Genomic DNA, 17173 nt, shown 5'->3' with positions numbered 1-17173 from the left:
TATAGTTGTTTTATTAATATTCATACTTCTGCTGACAAATTTAAGTTTTTTCCTTCACATAAAGCAATTCCATTCGCTAAAAAAGCTTGCATTACTCCACAACTACCCGTTCCGAAGCGGAATGGGAGGCGAACTCAGGTGCATAGGCCGACTGCAGGGTGGCAATTCCAGAGGAATAGTTTCCTGCTCTGGTCACGAAGAAGGAGTGTTCCAACACATAGGTCCCTTTACTCAGGGCATCGAAGAAGAAGTTTGTGGAAGCATCTTTCACGGCAACGTAGTATCCTGTACCAGCTCCCCAGCGGTAACCAGACAGGGATTCGAGCGGTTCGAAGCAAGCGGCACGCTGATCCTTCAACTGCACAAAGTCCATGTCCCTATCTACCTTGATTATAAGGCGGGCAACCACCTTGTCACCCACTTTCAGAGTGGTATTCCCCTTCAATGGGTGGAGTTCCTTCACTCCGTTCACCTGGCGTTCCACATATAACGTCTTAGAAACATTCAGCTCCTTGCCTTGCTGCTTCATATTGTCTATTTCTTCCAGATACTGCGCATAGGCGGCTCCCCAGGCAATGCCGGCATCGCGTTTCTCCACCGTAATTTTATTCAGCGAAGAGGTAACAGCCTTGTCCTCGAACGATTTCTTGATGTATCCGGTTGAAGGCACTGTTGTCTTGGCGGGAGCATAGGTTTCCATCACCTCGTTGCCGAAAGTAATGCGCACATCGCCGGGGTTATCCAGCAGGTTGCTGCCTCGCTTCAATAACGCATAAACGGCATTCACCGTAGAAACGGGAGAATCCCAGGATTGTGCCTGCTTCTGCTTCAGTAGCCACATTTTTAGCTCTTCCACCGAAGCAGCATCCTTTGATGTTTCGTCAAAGGCTTCCAGTATGGCGGTCTGCATTTTTATATTATTGCCATACCAGTAATAAGGATTCACGCTTGAGGCATAGAACATGCCCATCTCATCCGTATTGACTGCGTACTCTTTCATCGAGTTGAGGAAGTCCTTAGCTTCGGCATGCTTGCCCGCTTTTGCCAGAACGATGGCCGAGAGGGCTTTTCCCATAAGTGTCTGGTTGGTCATTGTCTGGTTCACCTTACTCAGGTAATAGTTATAGGCTTCCATGTTTTCCGCAGGAATCTTCTCTCCGGTCAGTGCGCAAAGATAAAGGTAGTGCAGCGACTCATCGTCCAAGCCCAGGGAAGGACCGTTCTTCTTTTCGTCTTTCTTCTGCTTTTTGTATTTCTGCAGCATCTCTTCGTGCAAGAAACTGAATGCCGATTGCTGCATGGCGAGTGCATCACCTTCCAGCGGTTTCCCGGAAAGTTTGCTCAATCGTCCAATGGTTTCAAGCACAAATTGGGTGATGTAACGGCTGCCATTCATTCCCTTGTACCAGGACCAAGACCCGTCATCCACTTGCAGCTCTTTCAGTTTTGCCAAAGCATACTGAATCTTGTATTGGATGGCATTCAAATCAAACAGCACAGCCAGACGTTGTTTCTGCTCGGCTTCATTTGTGGCTTCGGTCAACCAGGGCGACTCCTCGAGCAAGATATTCTTTACATCCTGATTCTTCTGCAGGTTGCTCCACAGCGTTTCCTTGGTTTCTCCTTCCGACTTCCACTGGTCGAACACCAGTTTCATGTGGGGCTGTGCGTTCATAATGGACGAAGCCAGGGAGTTGGCATAGAAGGCAGTGGCCCAGGATATCGCATTTTCGTTGGTCGGGTTGGAAAGGCTGGGCAGGCTCTGCACGGCGTACCATGCCGGATTGCCGGTAAATTCCACCGTCAGCTTACGCTCGGTGGCTGTCTTGGAGTTTCCGTTGAAAAGTTCCTTCGTAGAGAATTCGCGTGTCTGGTTCCCACGGATGGGCATAGCCAGTGTTTCGATAATCCGTTCCTTGTTGCTCAACACAGGAAGCAGGTGCTGTTCGCCATCGCTGAAGGTGCCGCCATCGGCCACCAACCGGCAGCCCAGCAGTGAATGACTTTCATCGGCCACAAATTCAAACGAAGCACTGCCGGTCTCACCTGCTTTTACAGAGAAAGGTTGTTTTTGCGTGAACAACACCCTTTCGGTAGCCGGATCGAACAGTTGCATCTTCACCTCTCCCCTCACATCTTTCGGGGAAACATTGATGATGCGGGCCGAAATGGAACTGCTATCTCCTACCCTAACAAAGCGTGGCATATTGGGAGAGAGCATAAACTCCTTACTGGTCACCGTTTCACCATCAATGGTTCCGGTAAGCATCTCCTTGGTATGGGCAATCCCCTTGAACTTCCAGCGGGTAAGGCTTTCGGGTACAGTGAAGGAGAAACTGATTTCCCCTTTTTCGTTGGTTCTTAATTGAGGATAAAAGAAAGCCGTTTCGTTGAAGTTCTCACGTACCGGGACGGTGGTGTTTAAAGGTTCATCCTGGGATTCATCCGCTTTTTCGAATTCCTCGATTTCATACTTTTCGTTAACCTCGGAGTCCTCATTAATTATCGGAGCAACGAATTTAACAGAGCTCTTTAATTGAGGAGGTGGAGGAACAAACGTTGAGCTAGCCAATGACATTTTACCCGTCTCTTTTACTTTCAGACTTGTACATTCTAAAGTACCGCTTTCATAATCATCTAGATAAGTCCTCATTAAATTGTCATAAGAAAACCCCTTTAATAAATCGACTTTTAGAGAACTATAAAAACCAAAGAAATTTTTGTCATATTCTGAATATTTCCAGTTAATTGCCGGCACATTCCTTTCGCAATATGTACGTAATTGTTGAGCACCTTTCCAGATATTATCCAGAGAGAGATCATACATAGTTGCTAGAAGCTCAGCATTTGCAGGCGCATCTTTTGGATCCTCAGCAATGGTTAATTTCCACTCTTCCTTTTGTCCCGGTTGTAACTTATTGCGGAATGTTTCCCATTTTAAGAAAAGCTTCTTATCTGGTAAAGCTTTATCAATGCTATTGCCTTGTTGATAAACTGTGTCATTCTTTACAAAACAGAAATTCACAAAAATGCCATCGCCGTACTCTTTCTTATAAGAAAAATCAAATCGTTGAACGGAATCAGAAAGAGATATGCGGCGACTTTCAATTTGTTTGCCCCCGGAGAATACATCATAAAGGACATGCACATTTTTCTCGCCTGAACCGAATAAGATGGTTGCCGGTTTACCGGGTGCAAAGGTCGTATCCATTAATTTGCACCACATAGGATTCCTCACAGGAGACTTTTGGTCATTCACGGAAAAGAGAACTATCTCCTTTTCAGACGTAGACTTCCGCCCTTTTTCATCCATTGCAGACAAGGATAACTTGTATTTCCCCGAAGGTAATTCATTCCAAGCAGAAAGTTTCTGCGATTTTTTTGAGGTAAATGTTCCTGTTAAAACCGCTTCTTTAGAATTCATTTTAAATAGCTGATAGGTGCCTTCCACACTCACCGGTTTATTATTCAGATTCTCGGCATTGAATGTTGCTGTAATTGCCCTGTCCCGGCAAATCTCATCGGCCAAATCTGTGGAAAGAATCAACGTATGGTTGCCCACAACGACAGACCCCTCTACTGTTTGTGTCTCTCCTGCTGCATCGACCAATATCGCTCTTACTGTATAGATATTATTATCGTCATCGTCATTATTTAAACCAGGAATTAATTTAAAAGGAATTTCGAAAACGCCTTTGTCATCAACAATTGCTTCACCTGTAGCAATTATCATATCATTATCATCATATTCGCCCCATCTGTTACAAGCAATTCGGGTTACGAAATATCCTACCGGATTCATTTGAACCGCTATCCCGGAGAATGTTTTCACCGTGCCTTTCATTCTTATAGAATCATTAAAAGTATAACTTCCTTCCAAAGGTTGAAAAGTCATCTCAAATGTCGGACGTTTATATTCCTCCACACGGAAAGTAGTGCTTCCATAATCTGTCTTGATTTGGAACTGGCCATCTAACAAGGAAATAGGTAGAGAAAACTCTGTTGTAAATGAACCAAAATCATTAGTCTGCAAAGTCTTCTCTACAATCATTTTTCTGTTGGCATCCAACAATTGAAGTGTATACTTTTTATTGGGGACTACATGAGCTGTGTCCAAAGCCGAATTATAAGCTATCCCTTTCACATAAACCGTCTGCCCAGGACGATAAAGGCTGCGGTCGGTCAGCAGAGTGATTTTTTCCTTATTACGGTTCGTTTCCTCAAAATTATATTGACTTACAACTATATCCTGCAATGGCAAAGCCACATCATTTCCTTTTGAGGCAGTCAGCCAGCTCAACTTCTTCGGATTATTAACAACCACACTTCCATTATGACCGGTGACTACCTTTGAATGTTCTTTTTGATCACCTTTATTGTTCACATAAAGAGTAACTGTTACTCCAGATATTGGCTGTCCGCTTTGGGCATCGAGTGTAATAATCTCTGTTTTATTCTCTGCGAGATTACGTGTCAGGACTTTAAAAGCTGAGGAGGAAAAAAGTTGGCCAGAAACATAATCGTTATTTGAATCGGGAACAACTTCCATCAGATATAGCCCTACTGCTGGAGCTTTTATTTTAAACAAAGAATCTTTATGCTGATAATCCAATGGTCCTACCAAAGAATGATGTTCAGAAGTAATTAATTTAAGATGCTTCTTAAAAGATTTCTTTTTGATGCATTCATCCAATTTGGGAAAAGTAATTAGAAGATTCACTTTGTAAAAGTTAACCGTGAATCCAGCCAAATTATTATAGTTTACTTTCAGATCAAACTCCTTACCTGGATATACAACTTGTGGAGATACTGCATTGAAATCCGGGCTTATAATCATTTTTTTCTGGTACTTCAAAATATCAATACACTTATATTTAGGATACTTCTTAATTGCATCATTTAATATTTCCAATGCCAAAGGTAAATTGCTCTTTTCTGAAACATAGTTTGACTTTGCTAAACAGGCCTCTGCACAAACTTCAGTGGAAGGATTTTGTTGAATCAGATAGTTATATGCGGCAATAACCGGATCGTTGGTCAGCTCTCTTTTTTTCATTGCTTCCCATTCGTCGCCATTTTCCCCCTCAAACTGATTTTTTATGCATTCCAGTCGTTCAAGATCTGTGAGCAATACCGCCTCTTTATTACCAATTGAATGGTAATACGCCAGCTGCATCTGAAAAATTCTCAATTTTTCGGCTATCACATCGTATTCGCTTGCGTCGGAAATTGGGGTTTTCAGGAAATCGGCTGTGTTGGTAAAAGCTGTTTCCGATTTTAGCAAGGTCTGTGGATAAACATCTTTTGAAAGTCCTTCCAGGAAAGAGAGGATTGAAAGTCCGCGTCTGGCCAGCAGATGAAACATATCGTGACGGAAATAGTCGCTTGTCCATCCTTTCTTCACAATAGGAGCATAAGAAGAAGTGGAAGTATTCTGTAGCAACGTCTGTTCTTTTAGTGAAAGACGCAGACAGGAGAAGGCTTTCCGGATAAAAAGATTGGCGCTCCACTCACTGATATCCTCGGGTGTTTCACCGATTAGCTGCTTACTTTTGCGTAATTCCCAGGAATTCTCCTTCGCATAATCGGCATAAAGTTCGGCAATCATAGAGTTCAAAATAGCCTTATCCATGGGGACTTTCGTTTCGGCTTCCCACTTTTCCAAACCTTTCAGGTTAACATAAAAACTATCGGCATCTATTCTCAACTTTGCATTCGCATTGTATAGATAGGCTTTGAACATTTGCGGAGAGTTTCTCTCGGAAAGTGCCTTACGATAGATTTCATCTGTCTTTTTGACAACCGATTTGGGCAGGTCTTTCTTTTCCAAAACCGCTACCTCTTTCCACATCTTCTCGTAGGTTTGTTTCTGAGCAGACAAGGAGAGCCCTGCCATAACGAACACCAAAAGGCTAAACAGTCTGATTTTCATAGTTTTCATCTATTATTTTTACTTTTTCAGCAAAGTAAACAATTTAAACTAAAAAAACCATATATGGAAGAATAAAAAAAGGATAATATTTTATACAACATCTTTTCAATCATTTTTGAAAGTAGATGTATCAAAGGGCACTTATAAATCTGAAAGAATTATAATTTGTAACTTTTCAAAATAAAAAGAGCCATATTCAATCTGCAAAAAAGATTGAATATGGCTCTTTTAAAGGTATAACTACTCCACAACTACCCGTTCCGAAGCGGAATGGGAGGCGAACTCCGGTGCATAGACCGACTGCAGGGTGGCAATTCCAGAGGAATAGTTTCCTGCTCTGGTCACGAAGAAGGAGTGTTCCAACACATAGGTTCCTTTTCTCAGGGCATCGAAGAAGAAGTTCGTGGAAGCATCTTTCACGGCAACGTAGTATCCTGTGCCAGCTCCCCAGCGGTAACCCGACAGGGATTCGAGCGGTTCAAAGCAGGCGGCACGCTGATCCTTCAACTGCACAAAGTCCATGTCCCTATCTACCTTGATTATAAGGCGGGCAACCACCTTGTCACCCACTTTCAGAGTGGTATTCCCCTTCAATGTGTGGAGTTCCTTCACTCCGTTCACCTGGCGTTCCACATATAACGTCTTAGAAACATTCAGCTCCTTGCCTTGCTGCTTGATATTGTCTATCTCTTCCAGATACTGCGCATAGGCGGCTCCCCAGGCAATGCCGGCATCGCGTTTCTCCACCGTAATTTTATTCAGCGAAGAGGTAACAGCCTTGTCCTCGAACGATTTCTTGATGTATCCGGTTGAAGGCACCGTTGTCTTGGCCGGAGAATAGGTCTCCAGCACCTCGTTGCCGAAAGTAATGCGCACATCACCCGGGCTATCCAGCAGGTTGCTGCCTCGCTTCAATAATGCATAAACGGCATTCACCGTAGAAACGGGAGAATCCCAGGATTGCGCCTGCTTCTGCTTCAGTAGCCACATTTTTAGTTCTTCCACCGAAGCAGCATCCTTTGATGTTTCGTCAAAGGCTTCCAGTATGGCGGTCTGCATTTTAATATTATTGCCGTACCAGTAATAAGGATTCACGCTTGAGGCATAGAACATGCCCATCTCATCCGTATTGACTGCGTACTCTTTCATCGAGTTGAGGAAGTCCTTAGCTTCGGCATGCTTGCCCGCTTTTGCCAGAACGATGGCCGAGAGGGCTTTTCCCATCAGTGTCTGGTTGGTCATTGTCTGGTTCACCTTACTCAGGTAATAGTTATAGGCTTCCGTGTTTTCCGCAGGAATCTTCTCTCCGGTCAGTGCGCAAAGATAAAGGTAGTGCAGCGACTCATCGTCCAAGCCCAGGGAAGGACCGTTCTTCTTTTCGTCTTTCTTCAACTCTTTGTATTTCTGTAGCATCTCTTTGTGCAGGTAACTGAATGCCGATTGCTGCATATCTAAGGCATCACCTTCCAGCGGTTTTGCGGAAAGTTTGCTCAGTCGTCCCATGGTTTCGAGTACAAACTGGGTGATGTAACGACTACCGCTCATTCCCTTGTACCAAGGCCATGAACCATCAAACAGCTGTAACTCTTTCAGTTTTGCCAAAGCATGATCGTTCTTGTACTGAATGGTATTCAAATCAAACAGCACAGCCAGCCGTTGCTTCTGCTCAGCTTCGTTTGTGGCTTCGGTGAGCCAGGGAGATTCTTCGAGCAGGATATTCTTCACGTCCTGATTCTTCTGCAAGTTGCTCCACAGCGTTTCCTTGGTTTCTCCTTCCGACTTCCACTGGTCGAACACCAGTTTCATGCGGGGTTGCGTGTTCATAATGGACGAAGCCAGAGAGTTGGCATAGTAAGCCGTGGCCCAGGATATTGCATTATCGTTGGTCGGGTTGGAAAGGCTGGGCAGACTCTGCACGGCATACCATGCCGGATTGCCTGTAAATTCCACCGTCAGCTTACGCTCGGTAGCAGTTTTTGAGTTTCCGTTGAAAAGCTCCTTCGTGGAGAACTCACGTGTCTGGTTCCCACGAATGGGCATGGCCAGTGTTTCAATAACCCGTTCCTTGTTGCTCAACACAGGAAGCAGGTGCTGTTCGCCATCGCTGAAGGTGCCACCATCGGCCACCAACCGGCAGCCCAGCAGTGAATGACTTTCATCGGCCATGAATTCAAACGAAGCACTGCCGGTCTCACCTGCTTTTACAGAGAAAGGTTGTTTTTGCGTGAACAACACCTTTTCTGTTGCCGGATCGAACAGTTGCATCTTCACCTCTCCCTTCACATCTTTCGGGGAAACATTGATGATGCGGGTCGAAATGGAACTGCGGTCTCCCACCCTAACAAAGCGCGGCATATTGGGAGAGAGCATAAACTCCTTACTGGTAACTGTCTCGCCATCGATGGTTCCGGTAAGCATCTCCTTGGTATGGGCAATCCCCTTGAACTTCCAGCGGGTAAGGCTTTCGGGCACGGTGAAGGAGAAACTGATTTCCCCTTTTTCGTTGGTTCTTAACTGAGGATAGAAGAAAGCCGTTTCGTTGAAGTTCTCACGAACCGGGACGGTGGTGTCTAAGGGTTCGTCCTGGGATTTATTTGGTTCTTCGGAATCCTCTTCATCAACAGATACCACAGAATAAGCTAAATTCGCCGTTTTTACCCCTGCTATCTTCCCTTCAAGAGTAGAAGCTACACCACGCACCACCACATTTTTATCCTTTTTCATACCAAAACCTATCACACCGACATCATCAAAGTCGCCGAGATAATAAGGTCTTGTACCGATTCTCAAAAAATAATCATAAGCAAGATTCTTAAAAGAATGATCTTTTAGAGAAAAATAAAAATTGTAAAAATTACTATAACCGTTTTCAAATTCCCACCTTACTTCAGGAATATTCCTGTTATAATTTATATACAATCCCTGATTTCCTTTCCATATTTTATCCAAAGAAGCATCGTACATCTTAGCCAGGAGTTCTGCTTTGACAGGTTTTTCTTTTGAATTCTTAATGGTTAATCTCCATTCTTCCTTTTGTCCGGGTTGTAATTTATCACGGAATGTTTCCCATTTCAAGGTCAAATTCCTATCAGGCAAAACTTTCTGAATACGATTGCCCTGCTGGCTAACTATTCCATTCTTTACGAAACAGAAATTCACGAAAATGCCATCGCCGTACTCTTCCTTATAAGGGAATTCGAATCGTTGCACGGAGTCGGAAAGAGTGATGCGGCGGCTTTCAATCTGCTTGCCACCGACAAATACATCGTAAAGCACATGCACATCTTTCTCGACGGAACCGAACAATATGGTTGCGGGCTTGTCAGGAGCAAAAGTATCGTCCATCAGTTTGCACCAGATCGGCTTGGAAACGGGTGACTTTTGATCATTCAATGAAAAAAGCACAAACAATTTATCTTCAGTCACCTCTCTCCCCTTCACGTCAAAAGCAGAAAGTTCAAGGAAATATTCCCCTGAAGGTAAATTCTTCCATGTCGACAGGTCTTGTACTTTATTTGAAGCAACCTTTCCTTCCATGAGAGGTTTTTTATCTCCTTTCTTATAAAGATGGTATGTAACTTCCACGTCTACCGGTTTTTTGCTTAGATTGTCAGCCGTGAATATGGCGGAAATCGGTTTGTCCCGACAGATTTCATCACCTAAGTTGGAAGAAAGAATGAATGATGTGCTCCCAACCGATACGGATGTTTCTGATTCTTGTGTTTCTCCGGCATTGTCTGTTAACGTTGCCTTAACCTTATAAATATAATAGCAATCTTCAAGATCGTCTTTAAGGTTCGGAGTCAAACGGAACGGGACTATAAAATCTCCTTTCTCATCCACTTTCACTTCACCTGAAGCAACCTCATCTACATCATCTTCTGCCCATTCCCACCAGAATGGCTGAGCACGAGTTACGGTATATTTCACATGAGCCCCCTGTAGCGCAACACCGGAGTATGTTTTGGCAGAACCTTTCACCCTTACGGAATCATTGAATGTATAACTGCCTTCCAAGGGTTGAAACGTGATCTCAAAAGAGGGGCGTTTGTACTCTTCCACACGGATAACGGTTTGTCCGTGAATGGTTCGGAGCTCAAACTGACCATTCAGTACGTTTGCCGGCAGAGAAAAATCCGTTGTAAAAGAACCAAACTCATTGGTGAGAAGCCTCCTCTCGGCAATCATTTTATTATTGGCATCGCATAATATTAGAGTATAGGCTTTTTTCGGCACAACTGATGCTGAATTCAATGCTTTTTTATAAGCAATGCCTTTCACATAAACGGTTTGACCAGGACGATAAAGGTTGCGATCGGTCAGTAGGGTGATTGTTTCGTCTCCTCTTTCTTCTTCATCTTCTTCTATTTTTCCTTCATCCTCATCTTCATCTTCTTCTATTTCAGTTGCCTGAAAATTATATCGGCTGACATATATATTCTGCAACGGCAAAGCCATGTCATCATCTTTTGAGACTGCCAGCCATCTCAGTTCATCAATATTGTTAATAACGATACTCCCATTATGACTGGTGATTACTTTTGAGTGTTCTTTTTGCTCACCTTTACTGTTCACATAAAGAGTGACTGTAGCTTCGGGTATTGGCTGACCGCTTTTGGCATCGAGCGTAATAATTTCAGTTTTATTTTCTGCAAGATCACGTGTCAGAACTTTAAAAGCTGAAGATGAAATTAACTTTGCCGAAACATTTTCCACCTTTGAGTCGGGAACAATTTCCAGCAGATAGAGTCCCAACGCTGGGGCTTTCACTTTAAACAAAGAATCTTTCTGCTTATAATCGGACGGCTTCACCAGGGAATAATGCTCGGTGGTGAATGGTTGGGTATATTTCTCAATAAACTTCTTGTCTATGTTTTCCTTTAATTGGGGAGAAGTGACCGGAAGATTCACTTTGTAAAAATTAACCGTGAATCCATCCAGGTTCTTGTGAGAGACTTTCAAACCAAACGTTTCACCCGGATAGATGATCGGGGGAGATTCCGCTCTCAAAGCAGAAGTCAAGATGGATTCTTTCTGTTCTTGCAACGCATTGATCCGTTCATATCGGGCATATTTCTGAATGCCATCATTTAATATTTCCAATGCCAGAGGAAGGTTCTGCTTTCCTGAAACATAGTTTGCCTTTACCAAATAGGCTTCCGCGCAAACGTCACTGGAAGCATTCTGAGAAATCAGGCTATTCAGTGCTACAATATATGGATTGCTGGCAAGTTCCATTTCTTGAATGGCTTCCCATTCATTGGCATTTGTCTCAGCAAACTTGGATTTACTATATCCCAACCGTTCCAGTTCGGTAAGTAAAACGGCATCCTTATTGTTCTCCAACTGGTAATAACCTGCCAACTCTTTATAAATAAGGTATTTCTCTGCAACAACATCGCATTCGCTTGCGGCAGGAATCTGGGTTTTCAGAAAATCGGCTGTTTTTGCAAAAGCTGTTTCCGATTTCAGCAAGGTCTGTGGATAAACATCTTTTGAAAGATATTCCAGTGAAGTGAGTATGGAAAGCCCACGTTTAGCCAACAGATGAAACATGTCGTGACGGAAATAGTCGCTCGTCCACCCTTTATTCACGATGGGAGCATAAGAGGAAGTGGAAGTGTTCTGCAACAGTTTCGGATCTTTCAGTGAAAGGCGCAGACAGGAAAAGGCTTTCCGGATGAAAAGATTGGCGCTCCACTCGCGGATATCCTCGGGTGTTTCTCCAGTTAGTTGCTTGCCATTGCGTAACTGCCAGGAATTCTCCTTCGCATAATCAGCATAAAATTCGGCGATCATGGAGTTCAGAATAGCCTTATCCATGGGGACTTTCGTTTCAGCTTCCCACTTTTCCAAACCTTTCAGGTTGACATAAAAACTATCGGCATCTATTCTCAACTTTGCATTCGCTTTGTAGAGATAGGCTTTGAACATTTGCGGAGAGTTTTTCTCGGCAAGCGCCTTGCGATAGATTTCACCTGTTTTTTTAATAACCGATTTGGGCAGGTCTTTCTTTTCCAAAGTCGCCACCTCTTTCCACATCTTCTCGTAAGTCTGTTTCTGGGCAAATAAAGAGAGCCCTGTCATGACAAACACCAAAAGGCTAAACAGTCTGATTTTCATATCTTTCATCTATTATTCTAGTATTACTAACAAAGTAAACGATTTAAACCTGAAAACCATGCATGGAAGAATGAAAAAAGAAAAAGAATAATTTCAAAAACTACTAGATAAGTCTGAATTATCTTGTACAAAAGAATGCAATCTTCTGTACAAAAGAATTAATTGTTCTCTACGAAAGAATGAATTGTTTTGTACAGGATAATTTTAATTGGTCGTGAATAAATAAAAAAGTGCGGAAAAGATTGCTCTTTCCCGCACTGAATATTTCTTTTTACGACTTTTTGTTACGCTTTTACAGGAGTCTGTTCGAGGGTGGCAATCAGGAAGTCGTAGAATTTCTTCACGGAAGGAATATAAACACGTTCGTCTGGTGAGTGAGGAGAACGCAATGTGGGTCCGAAAGAGATCATATCCAATCCCGGAATATTAGCTCCGATGATGCCACATTCCAATCCGGCATGAATAACTTTCACTGCTGGTTCAACACCAAACTGAGCTTTATAGGATGATTTCATGGCGTTCAGAATCGGAGAGTTCACATCGGGATCCCAACCTGAATAGCCGCCAGACATTTCCACTTTGGCTCCGGCCATACTGAAACAGCACTCAATGCTGGTAGTGAGGAACTCTTTCATGGAATCGGAAGCGCTGCGGGCAAGAATCTTCACCTCTCCCACTCCGTCGGCTACTTTTACGATGGCTAGGTTTGACGAAGTTTCCACGGTATCGGGAATTGAAGGAATAAATCTCATCACACCATTTTGGCAGGCAAAAATGGAGTTAATAATATCATCCTGAATTTCTTCTGGAACCAGTCCTTTAGGAAGGTCAGTTCTTTCAGCTTGAAAACTGATGTTTTCCTCGATTCCTGCATACTCTTCATTGAAGAGGTTTTCGCAGTATTCTACCAATTCTCTTAGTTCCTCTTCGTTTTCAGCAGGAATGGTAACGATGGCGTATGCTTCACGAGGAATAGCATTACGCATGTTTCCACCTTCAAAAACAGCCAGTCTGGCTTCGTAAGTGGCAATCGCTTCGCGAAGGAAACGAACCATCAGCTTGTTGGCATTGCCACGTCCCTGATTGATTTCGAGACCGGAGTGTCCACCGCGCAACCCTTTCAAGGTAACTTTAACTGCAATATCACCCTCTTCCACTTCGGTTTCTTTATATTGGAAAGTGGCAGTTACATCAATGCCACCGGCACAGCCAATATAGAGTTCGCCTTCATCTTCCGAGTCGAGGTTTAAAAGAATCTCTCCCTTGATTGATTCTTTTTTCAGACCGAATGCTCCGAACATTCCTGTTTCTTCATCAGCAGTAATCAATGCTTCCAGTGGACCGTGCTTCAGAGTGTTATCTTCGAGAACAGCCATGATTGCAGCAACCCCCATGCCATTATCGGCTCCAAGGGTCGTTCCGTTGGCTTTTAACCAATCGCCATCAATGATTGTTTCAATGGGATCTTTTTCAAAGTCGTGTTCTTTATCGTTGTTTTTCTGCGGAACCATGTCCATGTGCGCCTGAAGAATTACGCCCTTACGGTTCTCCATTCCCGGAGTAGCCGGTTTTCTGATAATAACATTGCCTACTTCGTCGGTGAATGTTTCCAGATTTAAACTCTTACCGAAGTCCACCAAAAAATCGGTTACAGGTTTCAAAAAGCCTGATGGACGAGGTATTCTGGTCAAAGAGTAGAAATGCTTCCACACAGCTTCAGGAGCTAACGATTGAATTGTTTTCATACGCATTATTTTTTATTTGTGAACGGCAGCGCCGCTAAACCATATATTCCTAACAAAACTAATAATAAAGTCTGTACTCCGTGCTTAATCAGAGCAAATATTCCTGCATCGACGGGATTGACTCCGTAAAGAACCATCATGGAGATTATTGCAAAGTGCCACGGTCCGGCGCCATTAGGAGTAGGAACAACTACCGCCACACTACCAGCAGCAAACAAAACCAGTCCGCACATAATTCCTAGGTTTGATGTAAAATCAAAGCAGAAGAACGTGAGATAAAACTCCATGAAATAGCTGAACCAAATAAGGAATGTATATAAAACAAAAAGAGGTATATTCCTTACATGTTTCAGTGTCTGGATACCTTCCCACACATTGAGAACTATCCCTTTCACTTTTTCGAAGAACGAAAGCAGCTTTACCATGCGATAAAGCAATATAGAGACTCCGATTATGCACAGTAGAATGATATAGAATTTAGGGGATATGAAAACATCGCCTATAGAATCGAGGCTGGTCCCTGTCTGTGCAAAGAAACTTCTGAATATACCCAACTGAAGCAACAATGTAGTTCCTGTGATTGCCGCTACCATGATGGTGTCAATGATTCGTTCGGTGACAACCGTTCCCAGCGACTTTGAGAAAGAGACTCCATCATACTTTGTAAGCACTGTACACCGTGACACCTCTCCTACACGGGGTAAAACCAAATTGGCTGCATAGGATATAAAAATGGCATTCACGCAATTGCTTGTCCGGGGGTAGGCTTCAAGTGGTTCCAGCGTCTGTTTCCATCGTAACCCTCTGAATACGTGGCTTAGCACTCCAAAGATAAGGGAGATAAACATCCACCAATAATTTGTTTCGTGAAGGAGGACATGACCTACTTTTGAAAAGTCAAAATCCCGATAGACCCAAACCAGAATAAACCCACCTAAAACAATAGGCAGAGCAATTTGAAGAGTCTTTTTTACTATCTTTTTAATCGGAGCTGTTCCCAAAATTATAAATAAATGAATTATTATTAATACCTTTGTAAGCTGCAAAGATAATAGGTTATCTGAAAAAGAGCGAAGAATTAAACAATTAAATTAACAGAATGAGAGTAGTAAAACCAAAGAAATTCCTCGGGCAACATTTCCTGAAAGATTTAAAAATAGCCCAAGATATTGCGGATACAGTAGATGTAGTGCCCGAACTTCCCGTTTTGGAAGTAGGACCGGGTATGGGAGTGCTCACTCAATTTCTGGTTAAGAAACAAAGAACTGTGAAGGTAGTGGAGATTGACTTCGAGTCGGTAGCTTATCTTCGCGAGAATTTCCCTTCCCTGGAAGACCATATCATCGAGGATGACTTCTTGAAAATGAAACTGGAAAGGGTGTTCGACGGACAGCAGTTTGTTCTGACAGGTAACTATCCCTACAATATCTCCAGTCAGATATTTTTCAAGATGCTCGATAACAAAAATCTTATCCCCTGTTGCACTGGAATGATTCAGAAAGAAGTGGCAGAACGGATTGCCGCCGGTCCGGGCAGCAAAACATATGGCATTCTGAGCGTACTGATTCAGGCTTGGTACAATGTAGAGTATCTATTTACCGTAAGCGAAACGGTTTTCAACCCACCACCAAAGGTAAAAAGCGCAGTAATACGGATGACACGTAACGAGACACAAGAGCTGGGCTGTAACGAGAAACTTTTTAAACAGGTGGTAAAAACGACCTTCAACCAACGGAGAAAAACATTAAGAAATTCTATAAAACCCATTCTGGGTAAAGAGTGCCCTATTTATAGGGATGAAATCTTTAATAAACGTCCCGAGCAACTGTCTGTGGCTGAATTTATCAGCCTGACCAACCGCGTTGAAAAAGCACTGGCAGAACAACCGGAGATACAAATCGAGTAACAACCCTTTGATTCTGGCAAAATGGAGGAAGAAGTAATTGAAAAAGTAAAAGAGTTAATTGAACAAAAAGACTCTGATATGGTAAAGGAGCTCCTCATCGACCTCCATCCTGCTGATATAGCAGAGCTTTGCAATGAGCTTAGTCCTGAAGAGGCACGTTTTGTCTATCTGTTGCTGGATAATGAGCTAGCCGCCGATGTGCTCATCGAAATGGATGAGGACGTCCGCAAAGAATTCCTGGATTTATTGCCACCTGAAATCATTGCCAAACGTTTTCTGGATTATATGGATACCGATGATGCGGTAGAACTGATCCGTGAAATGGACGAGGACAAGCAGGAGGAAGTCCTGTCACACATTGAAGATATTGAGCAAGCTGGCGATATTGTTGATCTGCTTAAATACGATGAAGACACTGCCGGCGGTTTAATGGGCACGGAAATGGTGGTGGTAAACGAGAACTGGAGTATGCCCGAATGTCTGAAAGAGATGCGTCAGCAGGCAGAAGAGATGGACGAAATATATTATGTGTATGTGGTCGATGACGATGAAAGGCTGAAAGGGGTTTTTCCTCTGAAAAAGATGATAACTAGTCCATCGGTCTCAAAAGTAAGACATGTGATGAAGAAAGATCCCATCTCAGTTCATGTAAACACCCCAATAGAAGAAGTAGTACAGACAATTGAAAAATATGACCTTGTAGCTATTCCGGTAGTCGACAGTATTGGGCGACTGGTGGGACGAATTACCGTTGACGACGTAATGGATGAAGTCCGTGAACAGGCAGAAAGAGATTATCAATTGGCATCAGGTCTTTCTCAAGACGTGGAAACACACGATAATGTAGCACGACAAACAACTGCCCGTCTCCCATGGTTACTTATTGGAATGATTGGAGGAATAGGCAATTCCATGATATTAGGAAATTTCGATGAAACCTTTGCGACTCACCCCGAAATGGCTCTTTATATCCCCTTGATTGGCGGAACCGGTGGAAATGTGGGAACACAATCGTCCGCGATCGTTGTTCAGGGGTTAGCCAACAGTTCATTGGAAGTGGAAGAAACATTCAAACAGGTTGGAAAAGAATCGGTAGTAGCCTTAATCAATGCCACTCTTATCTCATTGCTTGTATATATCTATAATTTTATCCGGTTCGGAGGAGCCGCCACAGTGACTTATTCTGTCTCAATCAGTCTGTTTGCAGTAGTTATGTTCGCTTCCATCTTCGGAACGTTGGTACCTATGACTCTGGAAAAGATGAAAATTGATCCGGCTATTGCAACCGGGCCATTTATTTCTATCACAAATGATATTATCGGTATGATGTTATATATGAGCATCACTGTGCTATTATCATAAATCCTATTGAAATATTAACAAATAAACAGATTCCAGAGAAAAAAATTTGGAAAAGATTAGAAAATTAAGAATTTATTATATTAATTTGTAAATTAATGTAATGAA

At 43.0% G+C, this 17173-nt stretch carries 6 protein-coding genes; 2 read left to right on the top strand and 4 right to left on the bottom strand.

The window, feature by feature from the left end; all coding sequences use genetic code 11:
• Nucleotides 1–91: 91 nt before the first annotated feature.
• The 4 genes from ABWU87_RS14255 to ABWU87_RS14240 all read right to left on the bottom strand — a co-directional run bounded on the left by ABWU87_RS14255 (nt 92) and on the right by ABWU87_RS14240 (nt 14786).
• Nucleotides 92–5932, bottom strand: a complete 5841-nt coding sequence (locus ABWU87_RS14255) for an alpha-2-macroglobulin family protein (protein ID WP_353331838.1) — start codon at nt 5930–5932, stop codon at nt 92–94.
• A gap of 240 nt (nt 5933–6172) precedes the next feature.
• The gene (locus ABWU87_RS14250; RefSeq protein ID WP_353331836.1) at nt 6173–12055 is read right to left on the bottom strand and encodes an alpha-2-macroglobulin family protein; all 5883 of its coding nucleotides are present in this window, start codon (nt 12053–12055) and stop codon (nt 6173–6175) included.
• A 284-nt stretch (nt 12056–12339) separates the two neighbouring features.
• A complete protein-coding gene (locus ABWU87_RS14245; RefSeq protein ID WP_353331834.1) occupies nt 12340–13800 on the bottom strand; it encodes an aminoacyl-histidine dipeptidase in 1461 nt (486 codons plus the stop codon).
• 5 nt (nt 13801–13805) lie between these two features.
• Nucleotides 13806–14786, bottom strand: a complete 981-nt coding sequence (locus ABWU87_RS14240; RefSeq protein WP_353334486.1) for a lysylphosphatidylglycerol synthase transmembrane domain-containing protein — start codon at nt 14784–14786, stop codon at nt 13806–13808.
• Between the two features lie 113 nt (nt 14787–14899).
• Between ABWU87_RS14240 and rsmA the strand changes: the two genes are divergently transcribed.
• Together rsmA and mgtE are read left to right on the top strand one after the other, a co-directional pair.
• On the top strand, nt 14900–15706 hold the full coding sequence (gene rsmA / locus ABWU87_RS14235) for a 16S rRNA (adenine(1518)-N(6)/adenine(1519)-N(6))-dimethyltransferase RsmA (protein ID WP_353331832.1): 807 nt from the start codon (nt 14900–14902) through the stop codon (nt 15704–15706).
• A 21-nt stretch (nt 15707–15727) separates the two neighbouring features.
• Nucleotides 15728–17068: a magnesium transporter gene (gene mgtE, locus ABWU87_RS14230; RefSeq protein WP_353331830.1), complete on the top strand. Its 1341-nt coding sequence runs from the start codon at nt 15728–15730 to the stop codon at nt 17066–17068.
• Nucleotides 17069–17173 lie beyond the last annotated feature (105 nt).

Origin of the sequence: Bacteroides sedimenti (assembly GCF_040365225.1) — a bacterium.
Taxonomy (GTDB): Bacteria; Bacteroidota; Bacteroidia; order Bacteroidales; family Bacteroidaceae; genus Bacteroides; species Bacteroides sedimenti.
Note: the sequence above shows the minus strand (reverse complement) of the source record. Positions and strands in the feature narration are given on the sequence as shown.